The organism is Arthrobacter sp. TJ-170 (assembly GCF_058269305.1).
In genome coordinates, this window is record NZ_JBZCNL010000001.1 from 168635 (window position 1) to 190279 (window position 21645).

At 64.3% G+C, this 21645-nt stretch carries 27 protein-coding genes; 15 read left to right on the forward strand and 12 right to left on the reverse strand.

All coding sequences use genetic code 11. The features are described from left to right. Positions 1–7: 7 nt before the first annotated feature. Positions 8–535: a DUF488 domain-containing protein gene (locus AC4D1W_RS00825; RefSeq protein ID WP_490897439.1), complete on the forward strand. Its 528-nt coding sequence runs from the start codon at positions 8–10 to the stop codon at positions 533–535. Here the strand turns inward: AC4D1W_RS00825 and AC4D1W_RS00830 are convergent. After that, positions 532–1020 (reverse strand): MarR family winged helix-turn-helix transcriptional regulator, encoded by a 489-nt coding sequence (locus AC4D1W_RS00830; RefSeq protein WP_490897440.1) that lies wholly within the window; start codon positions 1018–1020, stop codon positions 532–534. The genes AC4D1W_RS00825 and AC4D1W_RS00830 overlap by 4 nt on opposite strands. A 46-nt stretch (positions 1021–1066) precedes the next feature. Here AC4D1W_RS00830 and AC4D1W_RS00835 point away from each other — a divergent pair, with 46 nt between their 5' ends. Then, complete coding sequence (locus AC4D1W_RS00835) at positions 1067–1987, forward strand: EamA family transporter (RefSeq protein WP_490897441.1); 921 nt, start codon at positions 1067–1069, stop codon at positions 1985–1987. Positions 1988–2024: 37 nt separating this feature from the next. Beyond that, the gene (locus tag AC4D1W_RS00840; protein WP_490897442.1) at positions 2025–2483 is read left to right on the forward strand and encodes a DUF3817 domain-containing protein; all 459 of its coding nucleotides are present in this window, start codon (positions 2025–2027) and stop codon (positions 2481–2483) included. 10 nt (positions 2484–2493) lie between these two features. Here AC4D1W_RS00840 and AC4D1W_RS00845 read toward each other — a convergent pair whose 3' ends face one another. Continuing rightward, complete coding sequence (locus AC4D1W_RS00845) at positions 2494–3843, reverse strand: DUF2254 domain-containing protein (protein WP_490897443.1); 1350 nt, start codon at positions 3841–3843, stop codon at positions 2494–2496. 68 nt (positions 3844–3911) lie between these two features. Here AC4D1W_RS00845 and AC4D1W_RS00850 point away from each other — a divergent pair, with 68 nt between their 5' ends. Beyond that, complete coding sequence (locus AC4D1W_RS00850; RefSeq protein ID WP_490897444.1) at positions 3912–4208, forward strand: hypothetical protein; 297 nt, start codon at positions 3912–3914, stop codon at positions 4206–4208. A gap of 3 nt (positions 4209–4211) precedes the next feature. On the opposite strand, the gene AC4D1W_RS00855 is transcribed toward AC4D1W_RS00850, so the two are convergent. Together AC4D1W_RS00855 and AC4D1W_RS00860 are read right to left on the reverse strand one after the other, a co-directional pair. After that, positions 4212–4715 carry a MarR family winged helix-turn-helix transcriptional regulator gene (locus tag AC4D1W_RS00855; protein ID WP_490897445.1) on the reverse strand — a complete coding sequence of 168 codons (504 nt, stop codon included), beginning with the start codon at positions 4713–4715 and terminating at the stop codon, positions 4212–4214. Positions 4716–4756: 41 nt separating this feature from the next. After that, the gene (locus tag AC4D1W_RS00860) at positions 4757–5263 is read right to left on the reverse strand and encodes a MarR family winged helix-turn-helix transcriptional regulator (RefSeq protein WP_490897446.1); all 507 of its coding nucleotides are present in this window, start codon (positions 5261–5263) and stop codon (positions 4757–4759) included. 187 nt (positions 5264–5450) lie between these two features. On the opposite strand from AC4D1W_RS00860, the gene AC4D1W_RS00865 reads away from it, so the two are divergent. Then, complete coding sequence (locus tag AC4D1W_RS00865; protein WP_490897447.1) at positions 5451–5786, forward strand: hypothetical protein; 336 nt, start codon at positions 5451–5453, stop codon at positions 5784–5786. 29 nt (positions 5787–5815) lie between these two features. Continuing rightward, positions 5816–6664 carry a serine/threonine-protein kinase gene (locus AC4D1W_RS00870; RefSeq protein ID WP_490897448.1) on the forward strand — a complete coding sequence of 283 codons (849 nt, stop codon included), beginning with the start codon at positions 5816–5818 and terminating at the stop codon, positions 6662–6664. Between the two features lie 44 nt (positions 6665–6708). On the opposite strand, the gene AC4D1W_RS00875 is transcribed toward AC4D1W_RS00870, so the two are convergent. From AC4D1W_RS00875 to AC4D1W_RS00885, 3 genes are all read right to left on the reverse strand, one after another. Further along, positions 6709–7773 carry a spore photoproduct lyase family protein gene (locus tag AC4D1W_RS00875; protein WP_490897449.1) on the reverse strand — a complete coding sequence of 355 codons (1065 nt, stop codon included), beginning with the start codon at positions 7771–7773 and terminating at the stop codon, positions 6709–6711. 98 nt (positions 7774–7871) lie between these two features. After that, positions 7872–8711 carry a glucose 1-dehydrogenase gene (locus AC4D1W_RS00880; RefSeq protein ID WP_490892229.1) on the reverse strand — a complete coding sequence of 280 codons (840 nt, stop codon included), beginning with the start codon at positions 8709–8711 and terminating at the stop codon, positions 7872–7874. Positions 8712–8869: 158 nt separating this feature from the next. Further along, positions 8870–9409, reverse strand: a complete 540-nt coding sequence (locus AC4D1W_RS00885; RefSeq protein WP_490892230.1) for a hypothetical protein — start codon at positions 9407–9409, stop codon at positions 8870–8872. A 135-nt stretch (positions 9410–9544) separates the two neighbouring features. On the opposite strand from AC4D1W_RS00885, the gene AC4D1W_RS00890 reads away from it, so the two are divergent. The 7 genes from AC4D1W_RS00890 (at position 9545) to AC4D1W_RS00920 (ending at position 15631) form a co-directional block, all read left to right on the forward strand. Then, positions 9545–10279, forward strand: coding sequence for a glutamine amidotransferase (locus AC4D1W_RS00890; protein WP_490897450.1), 735 nt, complete (start codon positions 9545–9547; stop codon positions 10277–10279). A gap of 183 nt (positions 10280–10462) precedes the next feature. Further along, on the forward strand, positions 10463–11695 hold the full coding sequence (locus AC4D1W_RS00895) for a glycerophosphodiester phosphodiesterase family protein (protein WP_490897451.1): 1233 nt from the start codon (positions 10463–10465) through the stop codon (positions 11693–11695). Positions 11696–11820: 125 nt separating this feature from the next. After that, entirely contained in the window at positions 11821–12495 is a 675-nt protein-coding gene (locus AC4D1W_RS00900) for a haloacid dehalogenase type II (RefSeq protein ID WP_490897452.1), read from the forward strand. Between the two features lie 124 nt (positions 12496–12619). Next, the gene (locus AC4D1W_RS00905; RefSeq protein WP_490897453.1) at positions 12620–13528 is read left to right on the forward strand and encodes a nuclease-related domain-containing protein; all 909 of its coding nucleotides are present in this window, start codon (positions 12620–12622) and stop codon (positions 13526–13528) included. A gap of 76 nt (positions 13529–13604) precedes the next feature. Continuing rightward, the gene (locus tag AC4D1W_RS00910) at positions 13605–13940 is read left to right on the forward strand and encodes a putative quinol monooxygenase (RefSeq protein ID WP_490897454.1); all 336 of its coding nucleotides are present in this window, start codon (positions 13605–13607) and stop codon (positions 13938–13940) included. After that, positions 13933–15156, forward strand: a complete 1224-nt coding sequence (locus tag AC4D1W_RS00915; RefSeq protein WP_490897455.1) for an NAD(P)/FAD-dependent oxidoreductase — start codon at positions 13933–13935, stop codon at positions 15154–15156. The genes AC4D1W_RS00910 and AC4D1W_RS00915 overlap by 8 nt, the downstream gene beginning before the upstream one ends. Before the next feature lie 40 nt (positions 15157–15196). After that, entirely contained in the window at positions 15197–15631 is a 435-nt protein-coding gene (locus AC4D1W_RS00920) for an SRPBCC family protein (RefSeq protein WP_490892237.1), read from the forward strand. A 9-nt stretch (positions 15632–15640) separates the two neighbouring features. On the opposite strand, the gene AC4D1W_RS00925 is transcribed toward AC4D1W_RS00920, so the two are convergent. Both AC4D1W_RS00925 and AC4D1W_RS00930 read right to left on the reverse strand, forming a co-directional pair. Further along, the gene (locus tag AC4D1W_RS00925) at positions 15641–16309 is read right to left on the reverse strand and encodes a class I SAM-dependent methyltransferase (protein WP_490892238.1); all 669 of its coding nucleotides are present in this window, start codon (positions 16307–16309) and stop codon (positions 15641–15643) included. Next, a complete protein-coding gene (locus tag AC4D1W_RS00930) occupies positions 16309–17322 on the reverse strand; it encodes an NAD(P)/FAD-dependent oxidoreductase (protein WP_490892239.1) in 1014 nt (337 codons plus the stop codon). Before AC4D1W_RS00930 ends, AC4D1W_RS00925 begins: the two co-directional genes overlap by 1 nt. Positions 17323–17387: 65 nt before the next feature. Here AC4D1W_RS00930 and AC4D1W_RS00935 point away from each other — a divergent pair, with 65 nt between their 5' ends. Together AC4D1W_RS00935 and AC4D1W_RS00940 are read left to right on the forward strand one after the other, a co-directional pair. Continuing rightward, positions 17388–17969 carry a helix-turn-helix domain-containing protein gene (locus AC4D1W_RS00935; protein WP_490892240.1) on the forward strand — a complete coding sequence of 194 codons (582 nt, stop codon included), beginning with the start codon at positions 17388–17390 and terminating at the stop codon, positions 17967–17969. Between the two features lie 66 nt (positions 17970–18035). Next, positions 18036–18689 (forward strand): GntR family transcriptional regulator, encoded by a 654-nt coding sequence (locus AC4D1W_RS00940; protein ID WP_490892241.1) that lies wholly within the window; start codon positions 18036–18038, stop codon positions 18687–18689. Between the two features lie 20 nt (positions 18690–18709). Here the strand turns inward: AC4D1W_RS00940 and AC4D1W_RS00945 are convergent, their stop codons facing one another. The 3 genes from AC4D1W_RS00945 to AC4D1W_RS00955 are packed head-to-tail and all read right to left on the reverse strand — an operon-like array spanning position 18710 to position 21640. Beyond that, positions 18710–19450, reverse strand: a complete 741-nt coding sequence (locus tag AC4D1W_RS00945) for a maleate cis-trans isomerase family protein (protein ID WP_490897456.1) — start codon at positions 19448–19450, stop codon at positions 18710–18712. Beyond that, on the reverse strand, positions 19443–20867 hold the full coding sequence (locus tag AC4D1W_RS00950) for a dihydroorotase (RefSeq protein WP_490897457.1): 1425 nt from the start codon (positions 20865–20867) through the stop codon (positions 19443–19445). The genes AC4D1W_RS00945 and AC4D1W_RS00950 overlap by 8 nt, the downstream gene beginning before the upstream one ends. After that, positions 20864–21640, reverse strand: a complete 777-nt coding sequence (locus AC4D1W_RS00955) for an aspartate/glutamate racemase family protein (protein ID WP_490897458.1) — start codon at positions 21638–21640, stop codon at positions 20864–20866. The genes AC4D1W_RS00950 and AC4D1W_RS00955 overlap by 4 nt, the downstream gene beginning before the upstream one ends. Positions 21641–21645: the final 5 nt, after the last annotated feature.

The window sequence follows — 21645 nt, forward strand, 5'->3', positions numbered from 1 at the left end:
TGGATCCATGCGGCTATTTACCGTCGGGCACGGGACAGCGGACCGGGACCAATTCGGCGCTTTGCTCCATGGCGCCGATGTCCAGGTGCTGGCGGATGTCCGCCGCTTCCCCGGCAGCCGCCGCAACCTCGACACCCGCAAGGAAGCCCTCGAGGAGTGGTTGCCGTCCGAGGGTATCGACTATGTGTGGCTTGAGGATCTGGGCGGGCGCCGTCGTCATGCTGCGGGTGAACCGGAAACGGACGGGTGGTGGCGGGTTGCGCAGTTCCGTGCCTATGCCGCCTATACCCGGACCAGGGAATTCGAGGCAGCGCTGGCGGACCTGCGGGGCGTCGCAGCGCAGCGTTCCACCGCGATCATGTGCAGCGAAAGCGTCTGGTGGCGTTGCCACCGGCGCATTGTTGCGGACGTGCTGGTCCTGCTCCATGGGTTCGAGGTCCATCACCTCATGCATGACGGCCGGTTGACGCCGCACGAGCCGTCCGCCGGCGCCCGAGTTGCGGACGGCGCCGTGTACTGGGATGTGCAGGACTAATCGGCCAGCCCGGTCCCGAGTTTCTTCAGCAGTTTCGCGAGCGTGCGGAGTTCGTTCCCGGAGAGCGGGGCTAGCAGTTCTTCTTCGGTAGCCAGGTGAGTCGGAAGGGTTGCATCGACGATTTCCCGTCCCTTCCCCGTGAGAGTCACTTCAGTCCCGCGTCCGTCGACACTGCTCTTCGCCCGCGTGATGAGCCCGCGTTCCTCGAGTCTGTTCAGGCGCTGCGCGACGGCGCTTGAGGTGATCATTGCGGTCGAAGCGAGGTCCTTGGGGCTGAGGGTGAAGGGGGTGCCGCTCCGCCGCAGGGTGGCGAGAACGTCGAAGGATCCGGAGTCGAGCCCGTGCCGCGCGAAGTTCTCCTCAAGCCGGCGCTCTACCTGCTGGGAGGCGCGGGAGAGACGCCCGATGACGTGCATGGGGGAGACATCGAGATCCGGCCGTTCCCGTTGCCACTGCTGGACGATGTCATCGACATGGTCATTCATGGGTCCACTCTAGACAGTTTGCTAAGCACTTAGCTACAATTGCTAAGTGCTTAGCAAAATCGGTTGGACCTTCATTCTCACAGCCTTGGCGCCGATGGTGTGGGGCAGCACCTATCTGGTGACCGTCTCCCTGTTGCCGCCGGGTCTTCCCTTGACCGCCACGGTGCTTCGGGCGCTCCCGGCAGGACTGCTTCTCCTGCTGCTGGTCCGGCGGCTCCCGCGTGGCTCATGGTGGTGGAAGGCAATGGTGCTGGGTGGTCTGAACATCGGGGTGTTCTTCGCCCTGCTCTTCGTCGCGGCGTACCGGTTGCCCGGAGGGATTGCTGCCACCGTGGGCGCCGTGCAGCCGCTCATTGTGGCGGGATTGGCAACGTGGGTGCTCAAGGACCGGCTGTCGCTGAAAGTGGTGCTTTCGGGCATCACCGGAGCTGCCGGCGTCGCCCTCCTGGTTCTCCAGTCCCAGGCTCGCCTGGACGGTGTGGGGGTGCTGGCAGCACTCGGCGGTGCCGTGTCGATGGCCACCGGCGTCGTGCTCGCCAAGAAGTGGGGCAAGGCTGAAAAGCCGCTGACCATGACGGCCTGGCAGTTGGTAGCCGGCGGACTCCTCCTGGTCCCACTGATGCTGGTGGTGGAAGGTCCGCCGCCGGCACTGTCCCCGGTGAACCTCGGCGGCTATCTCTACCTCTCGGTTGTCGGCACGGCGGTGGCCTACGTGCTGTGGTTCCGCGGCATCCAGCGCCTGCCCGTCACAGCGCCCTCGTTCCTGGGGCTGCTCAGTCCAGTGGTGGCCGCGCTCCTTGGCTGGCTGGCGCTCGGCGAGCAGCTGTCACTGCTGCAGGGGCTCGGCGGCCTTCTGGTCCTCGGATCCATTCTCGCGGTCAGTGTGCGTCCGCCGTTCACTCGACGGACACCGGCGCCGGACGTTGGCCGGTCCGCTGTAGTCTGCGTCCGGCCGGCGCTGCGATAGATTTGAAGGACCGCACCCCCTTGACCAGGAGACACCCATGACCCCTCGTATCCTCTTCCGCAGCGTCGCCGTCGCGGAGGCGATCACGTGGGCCCTCCTCCTGGCGGGCATGTACCTGAAGTATTTGGCGCAAACCACGGATGTGCTTGTCTCCGTCGGCGGTGCGCTCCATGGTTTCGTGTTCCTCGCGTACCTGGTGAGCACCACATTTGTCTGGGTCAACCAGCGATGGAGCGCAGGTACGGGCGTTCTTGGACTGCTTGCAGGCGTGATTCCCTTCGCGACCGTTCTTTTTGACTGGCAGCTTGAGCGCCGCGGAAAACTCGACGGCGGATGGCGCCTCGCGGCCGGAAAGGAACGGCCGTCCGGTCCGGTCGAGAACCTGCAGGCGTGGGTGCTGCGCAACCCGCTCACAGCGGTGTTGGCGGCGATCGTCGGCGTCAGCGTTGTGTTCGCCGCGCTCCTGATCGCCGGTCCACCCGTTCAGGTCGGCTGACGGGGCGGTGTCAGACAGCGAGCGCCCTGCACTCCTCGAGGAGTTCCTGCCTGTCCACGGGATCGAGTTGGCTACCGGAGAGGGCGCGGGTGACCCGCTGTCGCTGTTCCCGGATCTCCTCGCTGTACCGGCCTGAAGGATCGCTTTGGTCTGCCTCATCCAGTAGCTCCACCAGGCGGCGGGCGACGCGCGGATCATCCATGCCGTAGGTGCAGATCTGGGACACGACCAGCTCCAGCAGCACTCCAAAGGTCCGCCTCGGGAGGAACACCCGCACGCGTCCTTGGCTATCGTTCATCACCCGGTGCCCCTGGCCCTCCCGGGCAAGCTTGGACAGGCCGGCCGAAAGGTGCCCCAGAGCGTGCACACAAGTCGTCGGATCGTTGACGCTGGGGGACATCGCCCGCACCGCCACGTCGAGAAGCTGCTGCATCGGGAAGCCGACATCCTGCACCGAGTTCCGTTCGAAACCGACTGTGATCGATTCTGTGACCGCGTGCCGGAGGCTTTCTTGCTCCTTCATACTCCAGGCGTTCACCGGGGTCCCATCAAGTCTCCAGGCATGCGCGAACGGGATTCCCTCGACAAGGAAAGTTCCCGGCGGCCCATAAAGGGCAATGATCGCGTCGAAGCGCTCGGCAACCTTCAGGAGCGACGGTTCGTTGGCCTGCACCATGAAGCCGGAGCTTCTTGCCTGGACATCCAGTGCACCGACCGGCGGATCGAGCTCGTGGTGGAACGCCTCCGAATCCGATCCCTCCTCGCCCACCATCGACAGGAAGTCGTCGCGAACATCCACAAGTATTCGTTCCACCCGCAGCTGCCGTGAAAGATGACCGAGGAAAAGGACGAGTCCAATGACAGTCGCCAGCGACGAAAGGAACGACAGCGTCACTGCGATCTCCGGCACGAACATCGCGGACTGCCCTATGTCGTCCCTGATTGTCCGCAGGACCGTCAGGGCGAAGGCGAAGGTTGCCAGGAAAAGGGCGAGGGTGTTGTGGACGAAACGGTCCCTCGTGAACGTTCGGAGCAACCGTGGTGAGTACTGGCTGCTGGCTAGTTGCAGCGTGACTACCGTCAGGGAGAAGGTGAGCGAAGTGACCGTAATGGTCGACGCGGCGATCGCTTCCATCAGCGAACGGGCAGCGGGCGCGCCTCCGCTGAACAGTAGCGCGGACAGGGCGGGTGGCATCTCGTCGTCGAGCTGGTGATCCAACCACGTCAGGAACTGGGCGAGCATCACAGAGACAGCCACCGCGGCAAGCGGCACGGGCCAGAGCTGCGTCCGCAGGTAGTCGCTGACCACCCGGGGAGTCAGGTTCGTTGCGATGTGCCGAGATGATTCACTGCGTCCCATGATTGAACACTAACAAGTCCAGGGTGTCTCGGCTTGCGCGGAAATAGCAAGCCTGCTTATTATTTCGGGTGCTTCAAACTTCAACAAGTCCCCGGTCGATAGCTCGATACGATGGCGGATTCGGCATTGCTGAAGAGATAAGGGAGTCGGCCCGCCGGATCCGTGATCTGGAGCGGGTTCGAGCAGAGCTTGCGCGGACGCTGCTGGATGTTCAGCAAGCCTGTGAGACTGCCAAGGACCCCAACTACGCGCAACGACTGCTCTCTGCGGCCGTCGGAGATCTCGAGGAACTCGACGCCAGGTTGTTCGAGGCGCGCACCTTTCACTCTACTTCTGAGACGCCCGAAGGCCTGCTCGCAGTCTGATCCTTAGCCGGTGGTAAGGTCGTGTCCGCTTCGCTTATTATGCGGTTGGTCGCTGGAAATCATGCGCAGGCTGGGGCGGTGGTCACCCGGGTCAGCGATCCCGCCGAGGCCCCGGATGTGGGCGATCAGTTCCTGGCGCAGGGCGGCGTCTGATCCGTCCGGCGCCTGTGCCTGCGCGTCCAGCAGGGTCTGTGCCTTCCGCAGGGTAGCCTCGCCCGCCGGGGTGAGACTGACAATGAAGACGCGCCGGTCGTCGTCGCTCCGGGTCCTGAAAATCAGGCCACGGGTCTCCAGCCTTTCGAGAAGCTTTCCGGCGGTTTGCGCCTGAACCCGCAGTTCCCGTGCCAGCTCCACCTGGGTGATGGAACTGTTTCGGCCCAGGACTCGAAGCATCAGGAGCCCGGCGTGTGTTGTTCCCAGCTCGCGCAGTAGCTCGTTCTCGCGGTTAGCGCTGAGCCTGGCGGCCATATTGAGAAGCCGGTTTGTTGGCCACTGCGCGATATCCATGATGCTTGTCTCTTCCGGTCGCCGGGCGACGAATCCTGTGGCTAATGGTGCGGGGTGTCCTGCTGCTCCACGGCCTGCGTCATGCGTTGGAGGAAGCGGGTGACGTGGAGCGCCTCTTCGGGGCTGAGCGATTCAGCGACGTCGTGCATCCGCTGGTGCATCTCGCCGAGCGTCTCCCGCACTTCAATATCTGCGTTGCCGGTCGGAATGATCTCGACGGAACGCCGATCCGTAGGGTGCGGCCGACGGAGGAGGTGTCCGCTCGCAACGAGGCGGTCGATAAGCCCTGTCGTGGACGCGGTCGAGATCCTCAGCATGCGTGAAAGGTCCTTCGGGCTGATGCAATGGCCGGCCTTTTGAGCCCGCATGGCGTACCTGATGGCGAGAAGATCCGTTTCGTTCATTTTCATGGCGTCGCGCGTCCGGCGTCGCATTTCAGCTTCCGCTGCCCGGTAGACGCGCAGGGCATTCAGCACTTCAACGCTGCCGGGGTTCGCCTCGTCGGCGTACCAATAGCCTGCGCCGTCGGGGTTCACTGCGGGTTCCATAACGACTAGTTTATCGTCCGACTACAAGCTAGGTCACCTAGCTTTTCTCAAGGAGGACTTGAGAATTGAGGAGAATCTCAAGAATCACCGTGTATTGCCCGGGTTTCTCAACGTAGACAGGACGTTATAAGGTCGTATATAACTAGTTGAACTAGTTACTATTCTTCCTACTGAGATGGAGCAGCCGATGTCTACTGTCGCCCAGAAGCCGCCCGTGGCCCCGGCCCCCATTGCAGTGGCGAACCGCGTTCAGCTCGTCGACGAGTTGTGGATGGACGCAAGCTTCAATGACCCAGCGTTCGACTATGGCGCCTCCGACACTGAGCGGATCGTCGCAGCCGCCGGAGCGGTCGAGTCACTCGAGTGGGAACTGGACCGGGCTCAGATCGCGCTCGCGTCAGCAGTCGAGCGAGCCGCATCCAATGGCTTGTCCGTCGAGAAGATCGCCGAGTCTGCCGGGCTGACCAAGGAAGACGTTGCCACTATGCTCTGGGCCGCTCGTTCCGAGCGCAGCCAACCGTGAGCGGCACAGGGAGCAGTTCCTCACCCCCTATGCCCGGCAGATCGGATATCGCGGACCGCTGGCAACTACAACGAACGATTGGCTCCGGCGCCACCGGAGTTCTGTGGGCAGCCACGGACCTCGATACTTTCACCGACGTCGCCGTGAAAGTGGCCCGGCGCAGTGGGCACACCTTCACGGAAGAAGCTCAGCTCCAGATGTCTCTGGATTCCCCCTACATCACACGCGTGCTCGACTGCGGCGTGACTGACTGCGCTGACGAGGGACCTGTTGAGTATCTCGTGCAGGAACTGGTCGGCGGACTGAACCTGCGCGACATACTGCGACGCACCACTCCGCACAACGTCGATGTGACGGCCTGGGCGTACGGGCTGCTGCGCGCCCTGCAGTCCCTGCATACGGCGGGCATCGTGCACCGGGATATCAAGCCATCGAACATCATGATCCCTCTTACTGCCGGCGGCTCACCGTCGCCCCAGCCCAAGCTCGTTGACTTCGGAACGGCTGCCCGCGGCCCGCAGTGCGACGACGACGCATCGTCCCAGGGCACCGTCCTCTACATGAGCCCGGAGCAAGCCCACGGCACGGGCGTCGGCGCTCCAAGTGACATGTACTCCCTCGGCCTGGTGCTGCTTGAATGCCTCTCCGGGCACCGAGCCTTCAGCCTTCCCACAGTCGAATCGCTCGTGGCCCGTACCCTGCGCAGCCCCGTGATCCCCGACCACGTCCCGACCCACTGGCGCCGCCTCATCCGCGCGATGACCTCCATGGACCCGGCCCTGCGCCCTACGCCGGCCGAAGCGCTCGAAATGTTGACGAACCCCAACGCCGTGGCTGCACTCTCACGCCCCGGGACGGAGCTCGCGCTGGCGGTGTAAGCCCGTCTTCGCCGGCTTACCCTCACGGCACGTTCTCCCGGGCGTCAAAACGCGTAGCGGATCCGGCAGTACGGTGCGATTTCTTCGATCAGTGCGGTCAGTTCTCGGACATAACGTGCCTTGGTTCCTGAACGGTATCGGACATTGGTGAAACCGTTCGAGGAGACCTTCGATTCCTGCAGGTCCGGCCGCCACAGCACGCTCTCGGCCTGAGGATGCCAACCCAGGTTGACCTCGTGGAGGCGTTCGTTGTGGGTCAGGAAGATAACTTCGGCAGCGAGCTGGGCTTTCGCCGCAGGCGTCAGCATGGCGTCGAGTTGGTGCAGGAGCTCGTGCCAGTCACTGAGCCACGTGTCCGTGACGATAACGGGGGAGAAGTTCACGTGTACCTCGTACCCGGCATCGACGAAGTCATTGATGGCCGCCATGCGTTCGGCCACGGCCGAGGTGCGGACGTCGATCGACTTCGCCAGGTCCGCGGGCATGAGGGAGAACCGGATTCTCGTATGCCCGCCGTGATCCCAGTCCAGCATCGCGGGGTTCACGTACTTGGTGGCGAAGGACAGCTTGGCGGTAGGGAGGTCGCGGAAGAGAGTGACCAGGTCCTCAACGTTGTCGCTGATCAATGCGTCCACGGAGCAGTCACTGTTCTCCCCGATGTCGTAGACCCAGAGTTCCGGGTCACACTGGTTGGGCTCCAGCTTCATGCCCTGGCGCGTGGCATGCCGCTCGAGGGTGCCGGCAATCTGGTTGATGTTCGCGAACACCGTCACCGGGTTGCTGTACCCCTTGTGCCGGGGAACGTAGCAGTAGGCGCACGCCATGGCGCAGCCGTTGGCGGTTGAGGGGGCAATGAAGTCCGCGGACCGCCCGTTGGGCTTGACGGTCAGCGCCTTCTTGACGCCGAGGACCAGCGCCTCGGTCTTGATTCGGGACCAGCGGGGCACGTTGGTCTCATCACCGTGCACCTCAGGGATATTCCAGTGGTTTTCCACCAGAACGACGTCGGCATCCGGCCACCGCTCCACGATCTCCTTGCCGCGGGGCAACTCCAGGGCAGCAGGCTGCGCATAGATGCGCCGAATCTGCAGCAGCCGGTTGAATTCCATGGTTCATCCTCCATCACGTTGAGTTGGCAGGACACACCCCTTCTGCCCGACCATTACCGGTGTGTCCTGCCAACTCAAACCCGTTCGAACCGGGCGCGTCAGAGGATGGGTCGGCCGCCGGTGACGGCGATGCGCGCGCCGGACATGTAGCTGCCGTCGTCGGACGCCAGGAGGACGTATGCCGGGGCTAGCTCAGCAGGCTGCCCGGCGCGGCCCAGGGGAGTATCATCGCCGAACTGCTCTACCTTTTCAGGCGGCATGGTGGCGGGGATGAGCGGGGTCCAGATGGGCCCGGGAGCAACGCTGTTCACGCGGATACCCTTCTCGCCGAGCATCTGCGCGAGGCTTGCGGAGAAGTTCGCGATGGCTGCCTTCGTTGCAGCGTAGGGTGCCAGCGAGGGGCTCGGCATGTCCGAGTTGACGGATGAGCTGCCGATGATCGACGAACCTGGCGCCATGTGCGGCAGGGCGGCCTTGACCAAGTGGAACATCGCCGCGACGTTCACCTTGAACGTGTACTCCCACTCCTCCTCGGTGATCTCATCGAGGCTCTCGTGGCTCATCTGGTACGCCGCATTGCTAACAAGGACGTCTACCTTGCCGAATTCCTGCACGGCCAGCTCGATGATGTCCCTGCAGTGTTCGGAATCCGAGAGGTCACCGCGTACCAGAACCGCCCTCCGGCCGGCATCCTCGATGTGGCGGGCCGTGTCCTCGGCGTCGTCGTCCTCGCTGAGGTAGGAGATGAGGACGTCGGCACCTTCACGCGCGAAGGCGATGGCCACGGCGCGACCGATTCCGCTGTCGCCGCCGGTGATGACTGCCGCCTTGCCGGTGAGTTTGCCGCTCCCGCGGTAGCTCTCCTCACCGCAGTCCGGCGTAGGGTCCATCTCCGACTGAACGCCGGGTACATCCTGCTGCTGCTTTGGCTGGCCCATGTTTCTCCTCTAAATACTCGCTGTTGGTATCCGGAACTTTTGTGCACCTGTGGCGACCCAGCGACGCCGGAAACCACCAGAGCTGCGTGAAAGTCCCACGGGGGTTAACCGAAGAGGCCCGCCGTTTGGGGGAAACGACGGGCCTTGCTTCTTGGTGTCTAGCGGTTGAAGAGTCCGCCAAGCACGTTCGTGGGGCGCTGCTGCTCACCCTGGTTTGCACCCAGCACAATCACTGCGCCGCTGAGGGCGGGCAGGACCCACTGAAGAATCTTCAGCTGCTGCTGTGCCTTGGCAAGTTCCTCGGGCGCTCCCGGGTTGGGCTCTGTTGAGCCTTCAGCACCGTGCTGGCTCAGTTCGCCCACCTTCTTGCCGAGCATGCCCGAGTAGAGGGACGCTGCCATGCCGACGACAGTAATCGCGGACTTGACGACGGTATTGGCGACGGCGCCCGACTGTCCGGCCAGGCGGCCCTTGTTCGCGGCGATGAGCCCGATGCCGCCGATCGCGTGTGCGCCGAACGCTGCAATCTGCACCGGAGTCCAGCGAGCCCACCCGATCGTGGAAAGACGGGCGCGCTCCGTGGGGTCCTTGGCTTCGGCTGCCGCGCCGTTCAGGCCGACGGCGCCCATGAGCGACCCGCCGAACCAAGCCGCAGCACTGAGATCGTGAAGGGATCGTACAAGCGTGTTTCCTGCCATGATGCTCTCCTTAGACTTGGGATGCCGTAGACCGTCAAGGAATTAATGGGAAGACGGCACCGTTAATTTCTATCAGCATGCTTACCATTTTGCGAGGGGTCGGCTGAAAAATCTGCCGGGCAGTACGATCAATGGGTGCTACCGTTCCTGCTTCTGGGCACCCGCGCCGAGGATACGGCGGCCGAGGGTGAATACCGCAGCTTCCTCCGCTTTACCGGGCTGACGCCGTCGAGTCTTCATCGAATCCGTGTGGAGCAGAAACCTCTGCCCGATCTCCGGCTCGAGGACTATTCCGGTATCTTCCTCGGCGGCAGCCCCTTCAACTCTTCCGACCCGGAGGACGCTAAATCTTCCACGCAGCATCGTGTGGAGCGTGAACTCGGTGAGTTGCTCGACCGGGTTGTCGACTCCGACTTCCCGTTCATGGGCGCCTGCTACGGGGTCGGAACGCTGGGGCGGCACCAGGGCGCGGTGATTGACCGAACCTTCGCGGAACCGATCGGTTCGGTGGAGATCACAATGAACGACGACGGCTCATCGGACCCGCTACTGGCCGGCCTCCCGCCGCGCTTCGATGCCTTCGTTGGGCACAAGGAGGCTTGCGCAACGCTTCCGGCCGGCGCGGTGCTGCTGGCGTCGTCGGCGTCGTGCCCAGTGCAGATGTTCCGGGTGAAGAGAAACCTCTATGCCACGCAGTTTCACCCCGAACTGGACGTAGAGGGTCTCGTTCAACGCATCCGCATCTACCGGCATGCCGGCTACTTCCCGCCGGATCAGGCGGAAACCGTGATTCAGCGCGCGAAGGGCTCGTCGGTGACCTGGCCGCCGCAGATCCTCACCAACTTCGTGCGGCGTTACTCCCGCCACTAACCCGTCGATTTGGCAGGACACACCCCGTTACGCGGGCTTTCACGGTGTGTCCTGCCAACTCAACGCGGGGTGTGGGCGCGGCTTTCACTCGCAGTTCACCCGGCGTTGACCAGGTGGACCACAGCACCATGAAACATCGGGCGAGGGGACCACCCACACTTCATCCGAAAGGGACTGAACCTTATGGCTTTTCGCCTGACCAGGACCATTGCCACCACCGTTGCCGGACTGACACTCGCCACCGTTGCCGGACTGACACTCGCCACCGTGCCCGTCGCCGTCGCACACGCTGTGCCCGCCGAGAAGGCGACCGACGCCCCGATCCTCATCGGACACCGGGGAGCTGCCGGCACCGCACCGGAGAACACTGTTGCCGCGTTCAAGGACGGACGTGCGTCCGGTGCCGACTTCTTCGAGATCGACGTGCAGCTGAGCGCCGACGGCGTTCCGTTCCTGTTCCACGACAACACCCCTGCGCGCACAACCAACGTTGAAGAGGTGTTCCCCGGCCGCGAGAACAACCCGATCACGTCCTTCACCTGGGCGGAACTTCAGCAGCTCGACGCCGGCTCCTACTTCAGCGACAAGTACGCAGGGGAGCGCATCCCGCATTTCGACGACGCGGCTGAGATCGCAACCGTCAAGACCGGTGTGTACATCGAGATCAAGGCGCCCGTGAACTCGCCCGGCGTCGAGCAGGTTGTCGCCGATGAACTCTACAACGACCCGAAGTGGACGCAGCTGGTTGCCGCGGACAAGATCCAGGTCATCGGCTTTGATGAGGCTTCGAACCGCCGCTTCGCAGCAATCGCTCCGGACATCGAGCTGCAGCAGCTCACCAGCGTGGTTCCGCCGCGTGCGGTTGTTGAGTCGTGGGCGACCTTCGCCGATTCTGTGGGTACCAACTACCGGACCCTGACACCGCAGAACGTTGCGGACGTGAAGGGCGCCGGACTGATCCTCGGCGTGTACACGGTGAACTCGCCCGAGGCGGTGCAGTACTCGCTGGATCTCGGCGTCGACGCGGTGACCACAGACTTCCCGATCCAGAACCACCGTTTCCTCAAGGGTCAGCCCGTGTTCCCGGGAGCCGGCGTCGAAATCGCCGACTCGGTGAACAACCCGGTCGGCAACGATGTGCAGCCCGAGAACGGCGAGCACGTGGTCCTCCGCAACACCTCAGGCGCGAGCATCGACGTGAGCGGCGCAATCATCCGGGATGCCGCGAATAACATCCTGACCATCGGCGAGGGCTATGTCCTGGCGCCCGGCGCGGAGTTTCGCGTGTACACGGGACCCGGAACGAACTCGGCTGAGGCCTACTACAACGGGGGCAGCGCTTCGGTGCTGAACAACGGCGGCGATTCGGTTGCCCTGTGGATCGGCCCGCGTCTGCAGGACGTCTTCGCGAACTAGCGGTTCCGTTTCCCTGACTGCGCCTGTCCGCCGGACTCCACACCGGCGGACAGGCGCAGTCGCATTTCTCCTACCTGGCGGCCGTAAGCCTGTTCCCGGCCGCTTCCTCCTGTCATGGTTGCACCATGACCAATCAGCCACGAACCATCATCTTCGACGTCAATGAAACCCTGTCCGATATGAGTCCGCTCGCCGACGCGTTCGACGACGAGGGGCTGCCCGCGCTGGCGGCGCGCGTGTGGTTCGCGGGGATCCTGCGGGACGGCTTCGCCCTCACCGTGACGAACGATCATCCCGGCTTCGCCGACCTCGCCAAGGACAGCCTCCAGCGGCTGTGCGCTGACACGCTCGGCGCGGGGGACCACACTGCCGCGGTGGACAACATCATGGGCGTGCTGACAACACTTTCCGTGCACGACGACGTCGTCCCCGGCATTGAGGCGCTCGCCGGCCTTGCAGAGCTGGTCACCCTGAGCAACGGCGCAACGTCGGTGGCGGAAGCGCTTTTCGAGCGGGCAGGAATCCGCAAACACTTCGCCAGACTGCTCAGCGTCGCCGACGCCGACCGTTGGAAGCCCGCTCCGGAAGCCTACGAGTATGCTGCGGCGGAACTCGTTCGGGAGCCGGGGGAGCTCCTGTTGGTTGCGGTTCACCCCTGGGACATCCACGGCGCGCACCGGGCCGGATTGGAGACGGCGTGGATCAACCGATCCCGTACGGTTTACCCGGCATACTTCGAGACCCCGCACCTGGAGGCGAGCGGTCTCCCGGAGCTCGCCGAGAAGCTGCGGACGGCTTAGGTCACCTCCCTACAGGGCCATTCCTGCGCGGCTCCCTACCTCCAGAACTGATCCAGTTTTGCGGATTTCCTGGTCCAAGCCTTGGAATGCGGTCCTAGTCTGAAAAGGATCGAATGGGGGGAACATGTCGACAGATGCGGCTGCAGGAGCAGGTGCTGCCGAACAGGCGCGGCGGGCTCGGGAGCGGGTCGAGAAGCTGAAGCAGGAATTGGTGCGCGCCGAGCAGCAGTTGCACGCCTGGGAGGCGGGGGCGCTCGGAGAGCGACTTGTCGCTGAACGGCTGGCCGAGCTCGAAGGTGAGGGTTGGCGCGTCCTTCACGATGTCCATTGGCCGGGTCGACCCAAAGCGAATCTGGATCATGTGCTCGTTGGGCCGGGCGGCGTCGTCGTTCTGGACACAAAGAACTGGACCGGCACCGTTGAATTGCGCGGCGGCGAACTGCGGCAGAACGGGTACCGAGCTGCGCGGATCGACACTGTGCTGGACCAGGCTAGCGCCGTCGCAGCGCTGCTGGAACCACAGCATCGGTACCTCGCTGTCGGCTGGATCTGCTTGATCGGACAGCCCGATGTTGCGGGTCGTTCGAACAGCGGCGTCCGCATTGAAGCGGCGGAGACGTTCATACCGGCGTTGCGCTCGCTGCCCACCGTGCTGGATATCGTTGCAGTCGACGTCATCGCGCAGTATCTCAGGGAGATGCTGGCCGGTGAACGAAGCCCCGGCTTGTGGACTACACAGGAACTGCAGGCAGCTGACGGCGGTGCCTCGCAGACACTCCAGCGACGCCGGGTTGGCATGCGCGACCAGGTGGCCACGGGGCGGTCCCCGGCCCGCCCGCCGACCTCCAACCGCCGGGGGAGCACGCGCCGGAGATCGAAGCGTCCCGGGCTTGCTGGAGTTGTGATCAGGTTGTCTCTGGTGGTGATCGGCATCATGACTCTGTTGAACATCATGGACGGCTTCACGGAGCGTTCCCAGCCGGCTCCGCTGCCGGCTCCGACGTCAACGCTGCTGGTTCCGGGTGGAAGCTGATCACTCCTGGGGGACTGCGGCGCTCGCCCGGGACGCCTAGCATGGTGCAGGAACCACTCGAGCGGAAGGCATCAGCATGATCTTCATCGTCGTCAAATTCAACGTGAAGCCCGACTGGAGCGAGCGCTGGCTCGATCTCACCCGCGAGTTCACCGAAGCCACCCGCGCCGAGCCCGGCAACCTCTGGTTCGACTGGTCGCGCAGCGTGGATAACCCCAACGAGTTTGTCCTCGTTGAGGCCTTTGAAGACGATGCCGCCGGCGCCCACGTGACCAGCGACCACTTCCAGCAGGCCATGAAGGACATGCCGCAGGCGCTTGTCGAAACCCCGCACATCATCAGCGAACAGATCTCAGCCACGAACTGGAACCGCATGGGTGAGCTCACCATCGAGAGGAGCGATCATGTCTGAGGACAGCGGAGAATCCCAGGGACAGGGAGACCTGCAATACCAGGTGCTGATCATCGGCGGCGGAAACGCCGGTATCTCCCTCGCGGCACGCCTCAAGCGCTACAAGGTCAAGGGAATCGCCGTCGTCGATCCCACTGAACAGCACCAATACCAGCCCTTCTTCTCCCACATTGCCGGCGGTACGGGCAAGGCGGAGATGGCCGTGCGGTCACAGAAGTCCGTGATGCCGAAGGGCATCACCTGGCACCGTGATTCTGCCACAGCCATAGACCCGGCAACGAAGACCGTGACGCTCGCCTCCGGCAGGAATCTCACGTACGGACACCTCGTTGTCTGCCCTGGAATCCAGAAGAACTGGGACGGAATTCCAGGTCTGCAGAACGCCTACGATTCCCCGTACGGAGCGACGAACTATAGCCTCGACCTAGCCGTGAAGGCATGGCGCCTGCTGAGCAACCTCCGGTCCGGAACAGTGGTCTTCACCATGCCCGACGGCCCCATCACCTGCGGCGGCGCCGCCCAGAAGCCCATGTACCTCGCATGCGACTACTGGCGCTCGCAGGGCGTCCTCGACAACATCCGCGTAATCCTCGCCGTCCCGACTAAGACCGTCTACGGCGTCGAAGTTGTGGACGAGGAGCTGAACCGGAAGATCACCGAGTACGGCATCGAACTGCGCTGCAGCACAGAACTCACATCGGTCGACGCCGACAACCGGGTGGCCACCCTGCGTGACACCGCCCAGGGCACGGAGGAACAGATCCAGTACGACGTCCTGCACGCCGCACCGCCGCAGTCCGCCCCGGACTGGATTCGCGAAACCGGCCTGGCCGATGACGACGGTTTCGTCGCCGTCGACAAGAAGACCCTCCGACACGTCACTCACCCAACCGTGTGGTCGCTGGGTGACGCGGCGGGGACCCCGAACTCCAAGTCGGGTGCGGCCCTCCGGCAGCAGACCAAGGTCCTCGCGAAGAACCTGAAAGCTGTGCTCAAGGGCGGTCAGCCCAGCCAGGAGTACAACGGCTACGGAGCCTGTCCTTTCACGGTAAGTCGCTCTACAGTGGTGCTTGCCGAATTCGATGACACTCGCGCACCCAAACCTTCAGTCCCCGGTTGGAAGGGGCTCGCGAAGGAGAAGCGGCTGACATGGCTGGTGGAACGGTACGGGTTCATCCGGTTGTACTGGTACGCCATCTTGAAGGGCCGGGCGTAGGCTTTCAGCGCTGACGCCCCATCACGGAGAGAGGATCCGCATGTCCCACCAGATCACTGTCACCCGCACCTTCGCCGCCCCGAGGGAACGCGTCTTCGCGGCGTGGACTGACCCCGCGGACTTCGCCGTCTGGTTCGGAAGTTCGCAGGTCCACGTGCCACGTGACTCCCTCGTGCTCGACGTTCGCCCCGGCGGTAGTTGGCACGCCGTCATGGAGCTGCCGGACGGCAACACCATCAACTGGGAGGGCGAGTACACCGAGGTGACCCCGCCGGAACGGTTGGGCCTGACCATCACCGACCGGCCAGGCACGGACCCGGGAGCGCCCATCAGCGTCACCTTCGCCGACGTCGACGGCCGTACGCAGATGACCCTTGTGCAGGACGCCCCCGACTTCTCCGCGGAGCAGCGCGAGCAGACAGCTGCGGGCTATCAGGCGTTCTTCGACGACCTGGAGGCGCTCGTCGTCTCCTGACCGCTGTGTCTACGTCAGGCGCCGGCCCCGGTAGACGGTATCGGCGACGGCGAGGGTTTCGCCCTCCGGACCGCTGGCCTTACGCGGACGTGCCTCAATGACCTGGTGCTCCCAGCCGTCGTCGAGCATCTCCGCGATGTCCTCCGCGGTGAAGTACAGGTCGGGCAGGTTAGGGCGGGATGCTTCGGACTGCAGGTCCGACGGGTGGTGACCAACAATCAGCAGGGTTCCACCCGGCGCGACGGCGCGGGCCAGGTTCCGGAACAGGTGCTCACGCTGGGCGGTGGGCAGATGCATGTACTGGGCGGTGACGAGGTCAAGGGAGCCCGACGGAGGGGCCCAGGCCGTGAGGTCATGATGTTCCCAGCGCACCGGAGAAGTGCCGGATTCTTGCCCCTCCCGCTGCTCCCGCTCGTGCTCGGCCGCGCGGGAGAGAGCGACCCTCGAGATGTCGACGCCGGTGACCTCCCAGCCGCGCGCGGCCAGCCACAGCGCATCCGCGCCTTCACCGCAGCCGACGTCGAGCGCGGTACCGGGACGCAGGCCCTCGGCTTCGGCGACCAACTGCGGGTTCGGGCGTCCGCTCCAGATGCGCTTCTTCTCCGCGTACCGGGCGTCCCAGAACGCTTCGTCGAATTCGCGGGGACCGTGATCGTGGGCCTGGTGGTGTGTATGCATCAGGAAACCTCCGCTCCTATCCTGCTCCCTGCGGGGGCGGCCGCGGAAGAGGACCGGTAAGTCTCGAGATCCCGCTGGAGTTCCTCGGCCATGAGGTGGTTATTGATGGCCACCGCTGCTGCCGAGCCCGCTGCGGCGGACGGCAGGACCTGCAGCATCAGGTTCGCCACGTTCCCGGCGGCCCAGACGCCGTCGACGTCGGTGGCCCCCATCTCGTCCACCGCAAGATGCTCGCCGACACCGGCTGGGTGCTGGACCGGGTTGAGACCCAGGCCTGTGAAGATCCCGGTATTGGCAACGAAGCGCGGTGCAACCGCCAGGGCCTCTACCGGGACCACGAGATCGCCGGTGAGTTCCACGCCGCTCAGGGCGCCGCCGTCGTTCTCATTGAGGACGCGGGTCACGCCGCCGTCCACGACCTCGATCCCGCGCGCGGCGAGGTGCTCCCACTCTTCCTCGGTCGGTTCAACGGTGTCGTTCAGGAAGAGTGTGATGCTGCTGCTCCACTGGCGGAACAGCAACGCCTGGTGGACCGACATGGCGCGGGTACCCAGGACTCCGATGCGCTGGTCGCGGACTTCCCACCCGTGGCAGAACGGGCAGTGCAGGACCTCCCGGCCCCACCGTTCGCGGAGTCCGGGAATGTCCGGCAGCACGTCGGTCAGTCCGGCGGTGAGGAGCAGCCGGCGCGAGGAGAGCACGGTCCCGTCGTCGAGCGTGGTGCGGAAGCGGAGGTGGGGATCAGCGGTGCGGGCTGCGTCAACGACGGTGCCGGCGATTATGGCGCCGCCATAGGACTGCACGTCGGCTTGACCGGCGGTCACGAGGTCGAGCGGGTTCATCCCCTCACGGGTGATGAACCCGTGCACGCCGCTGGCGGGGGAGTTGCGTGGGTGGCCCGCGTCGACCACGGCGACACTCCGGCGGGTGCGCCCGAGCATCAGTGCCGCGCTGAGGCCGGCGGCTCCGCCGCCAATCACGACGACGTCGAAAGAGTTCAGTTCAGGTGTCATGGTTTCAGCATGGAACGGGCAAACGCGACTAGCAAGGAACCTTGCTGAAGTGGCAAAATATGGGTATGAGTGACGAGATTGGAGAAGCCCTCGCCGCGGTGGGGCCCCGGCTTAGGGCGCTCCGGGTGAAGCGGGACGTGACCCTTCAGGCGCTGTCCGAGTCGACGGGCATTTCGGTGAGCACGTTGTCCCGGCTTGAATCCGGACAACGTAAACCGAACCTGGAATTGCTGCTCCCGCTGGCCCAGGCGCATCAGGTGCCGTTGGATGAACTCGTGGGTGCACCGACTACGGGTGACCCGCGCGTACACCTGCGTCCGATCGATATGGGGCGTGGAACGGTGGTACCACTGACCCGCCGGCCGGGCGGCATCCAGGCCTACAAGCACGTGCTGCACGCCGACATGCCGCTCGAGGAACCTGACCTCAAGGTCCATGAGGGGTACGAGTGGCTGTACGTGCTGAACGGTAACCTTCGCATGGTCCTGGGTGAACTCGACCTGGTGCTGCCCGCCGGGGAAGCGGCGGAGTTCGACACCCGGGTACCGCACTGGTTCGGGAAGGCGGACCGTCACGCCGTGGAGTTCCTCAGCCTGTTCGGGCGGCAGGGCGAGCGGATGCACTTGCGGGCGAAGACAACGAATTGAGGCAGAGGATTCACCATGAACCGGTAGTGTGGATTTCGCGCGAAGACGGCGGTGAAGGGACAGTACATGAGTGTTCAGGGCGGACTGTATCGCCATGACCTTCCTCTGCGTGAGATCGTCGGGAACGAGATCCGCAGCCGTATCTTCAACGGAACGTTCCCGCCTGGTACGCGGCTGGTGGAACGTGACCTTGCAACCGAGTTTGAGGTCTCCAGGTTCCCTGTCCGCGAAGCGATCCGGATCCTCCATCGGGAAGGCCTTGTCGAGACACTGCCAACCCGCGGCATCGTGGTCAAGCGGCTCGAGCGCAAGGAAGTCGAGGAGATCTTCGACATCCGCGAGGCGCTGGAGGGCCTGGCGTCGAAGCTGGCGGCGGAGAGGGTGGCTGCCGGTGAGCCCAACGACCTCCAGAAGTATGTCGAGCTATCCCGTGAAGCGCTCGCCGAGGGAGATCGGGAGGCCGCCCGCGCGGCGAACTCGGATTTTCATGACGCGATCATCGATTTCTCAGGCAGCGCGACCCTGCGTGACATTCTGACGCCCCTGATGGGGAGACTGCACTGGCTCTTCGGGCAGGTATCCAACCTCGATGCCGTCTGCAACGAGCACAGTGACCTATGCGCGGCAATCAATTCCGGTGACCCGGCGGCAGCAGCCGAAGAGGCGTTACACCACGTCCAGTCCTACCGGGACCAGACGCTGAAGCACCTCTTCGGCTGACCGCAGGGGCAGAGCAGGCACTAGAGCAACAGGCGTCCCCAGCGCTGGTCAAGGCCGGGAGCGCCGGCCATGGTGAGTGTCTTCCACAGCGTCACTGCCACCGAGTCGAGCACGGGCAGGCCGGTCTCCGCCTCGACTTGCTCGACCACCGGCGCGCCGTACAGATTGGTGCAGAGGTAGATCAGAGCGTCTGGTCGGTCCTGCCGCGATGCCAGGTCACGGGACGGTTCGAGCAGGTCCGACGGCGGAACCCTCCCGAAGGACTCGTTCACGGACAGCCCGAGGTGCCGCTCGGACACCACCTCGATGCCCTCCGTGGAATACCGTCGAGCGATTGCATCGTTGACGTCCGCTGTGTAGGGCGTGATCAGTCCGATCCGCGCTGCCCCAAACGCCTTGAGGGCCTCCAGGTACGCGAGGGTGGACGTGGTGGCGGGTACTCCGGTTTCAGCGGTGATCTGACGCACCATCTCGCGGTCTGCGGCAGGGCCCAACCATGATCCGGCGGTGCCGTTCCACGCGATCACATCGACGTCGGCCGTCTGCAGGAGCCGTGCCGCGGCAATCATCGTGGAGTGGTCAAACTGCTTGTTCGAACCGTCGTCCAGCGCAATCCGCGTGACTTCGACACGGGTGAAGTGCACGGTGACGTCGGTGCGGTCCCCGAGTATCCGATAGGTCTGCGGTTCAAGGCACGTATTCGACGACGGGACAATCATCCCGATGCGGGTCGGCCGTGAAGTCTCAGCCAGCTCATGCATGCGACAGGACCTCCTGCCTGGTGCCCTGCATTTCCCGCGGTCCCTGTCTCCGGATAAATCGGCCAACGGGTCCCGGGTCGCTGAACACGCCGTCGTCGAGCACTACGCGGCCGGCGGAAATAACCGTCGATGGCCAGCCAGCGAGCTCCAGGCCATGGAAGGGTGAGAAATCCGTCCCCATGTGGAGGGCGGCGCCATCGACAGTCCGGGCTTCCCTCGGATCAAAGAGAACGATATCGGCGTCGTATCCCGGAGCCAGGACTCCCTTCGAAGCCAGTCCGTTGATGCGCGCCGGTGCGGCGGCGAAGAGTTCCACGAACTGTTGCAGTGGCATTCCCCGCTCCGTAACCAGGGAGGTGAACGTCGCCGGCATCCGGGTCTCGACGCCGGGAAGACCGTGCGGCATGAACCGGATGTCGTCCTTGCGTGAGGACTTCTGACCCATGTCGTAGCACGAATGGTCCGAGGAGACGGTGTCGATTCCGCCGGCGAGAGCCCGGTCGACAAGCGCCTGCACGGCCTCCCTGCTGCGCATCGGGGGACAGCAGGCAAACCGCTCGGGGAACTCCGAGCCATAAACGCTTTCGTCAAGGCTCAGATAGTGCGGGCAGGTCTCGGAGTAGGCGCTGAACCCGCGTGACCGGGCGTCCTGTACCAGCTCGACCGCTTCGGAGACCGTCTGGTGCACGAAATAAACCGGTGCACCGGTGTACTCTGCCATGGCCAGGACTTCGCGAACAGAGGCGATCTCCGCCAGTTCCGGCCGGGTACGGTGCAGGTTCTCGATCCCGGTCTCTCCGCGGCCTGCGTGGTCACCGGTGCAGTCAGCGATGATGGCGTCGTGCTCGGCGTGTATGTAGGTCAGCCCGTCGAGACGGACCATTTCCTTCATGACGCGCAGGATGGTGTCCTCATCCGCCATGGTGGAACCGCGATTGGTGGTGTACATCTTCACCGACCGGATGCCGAGTTCCGACAGCCGCTCAAGCTGGGCCGGGACGGTGTCGTCCCAGGTGATGACCGAACCGTGCAGCGCAACATCGCAGCGCGCTACCTGTGCCAGGCGCAGCTTGTTCTCCGCAGCCTGCAGGGGAGTTTCGTTCAGTGAGCGCGGGATGCCGAAGTCGATGACCGTCGTAGTGCCTCCCCAGAGCGCGGCGATGGTTGCGGACTCGAAGGTGTCCAGTGATGAGTATGCACCGGTGACCTGTTCGATGTGGCAGTGCCCATCCACTCCGCCCGGAATGGCGGTGCGGCCTCGCGCGTCGATCATGCGGGCAGCCTCGGGGAGTTCGTCGGGAGGGGTGGCACCGTCGTAGATTGCGGCGATGCGTCCGTCCAGCACGCCGATGTGGCCGGTGACCGTATGGGTGGCGTTGACTATGACGGCATTCGTGATGAGCGAGTCCAGTCTCATTCCGGACCACGTTCCTTTCCATGAATCTCGTGCCCGCGTGCAAGCGTGCGGGTAATGGCAACTGATAAGCCGGCATTCGGTTTCGGCGGAGGGGGTGCGAAGCTGCCGGCACGGTGGCTTCCACCTGCGAGGGCGACGAGCACTTCGGCCTGCTTCACGCCGGCCGAAATGCCATCCACAACCGGCACGGGAATCTGGTTGCCTACTTCCCTTGCCAGCCCGGCCAGCGGAGCGCCGGCGAGGATGACGACGTCGGCCCCGTCTTCGCGGACCACCTGGCCTGAGAGCTCGAGCAGATGGGGAGTGAAGTCCTCCTGGACGGAACCTATTCCGGTGAGCGGGTCGGTCAGGGAGCGGATGGAAGCCAACCGCCCCCCGAGACCGTTCCGTTCCACGCACTCCCGGTACCAGGCCGTGATCCGGTGGGAGATTGCCACAATGGAGAACCGGGTGCCCTGAAGGGCCGCGGTGTAGAGCGCGGCCTCCGTGATTCCCACGACCGGGATGTCCACGAATTCCTTGAGCGCCGGCATGCCCGGGTCGCCGAAAGCGGCAACGACGACGGCGTCCACGTTCTCGTGTTCCTCTGCGATCACCTGCGCCACAGCCCCCGCTGCGAGCAGCGATTCCATGCGGGTTTCGATGTATTCCACGCCGAAGGGCGCCGTCCGCAGGATGATTTCGGTCCCGGGTGACGCTGCCCGCTGTGCCTCAGCGAGGATCAGAGCGGACACCTTTTCGCTGATGTTTGGATTGATGACCAGGAGTTTCATGGTGT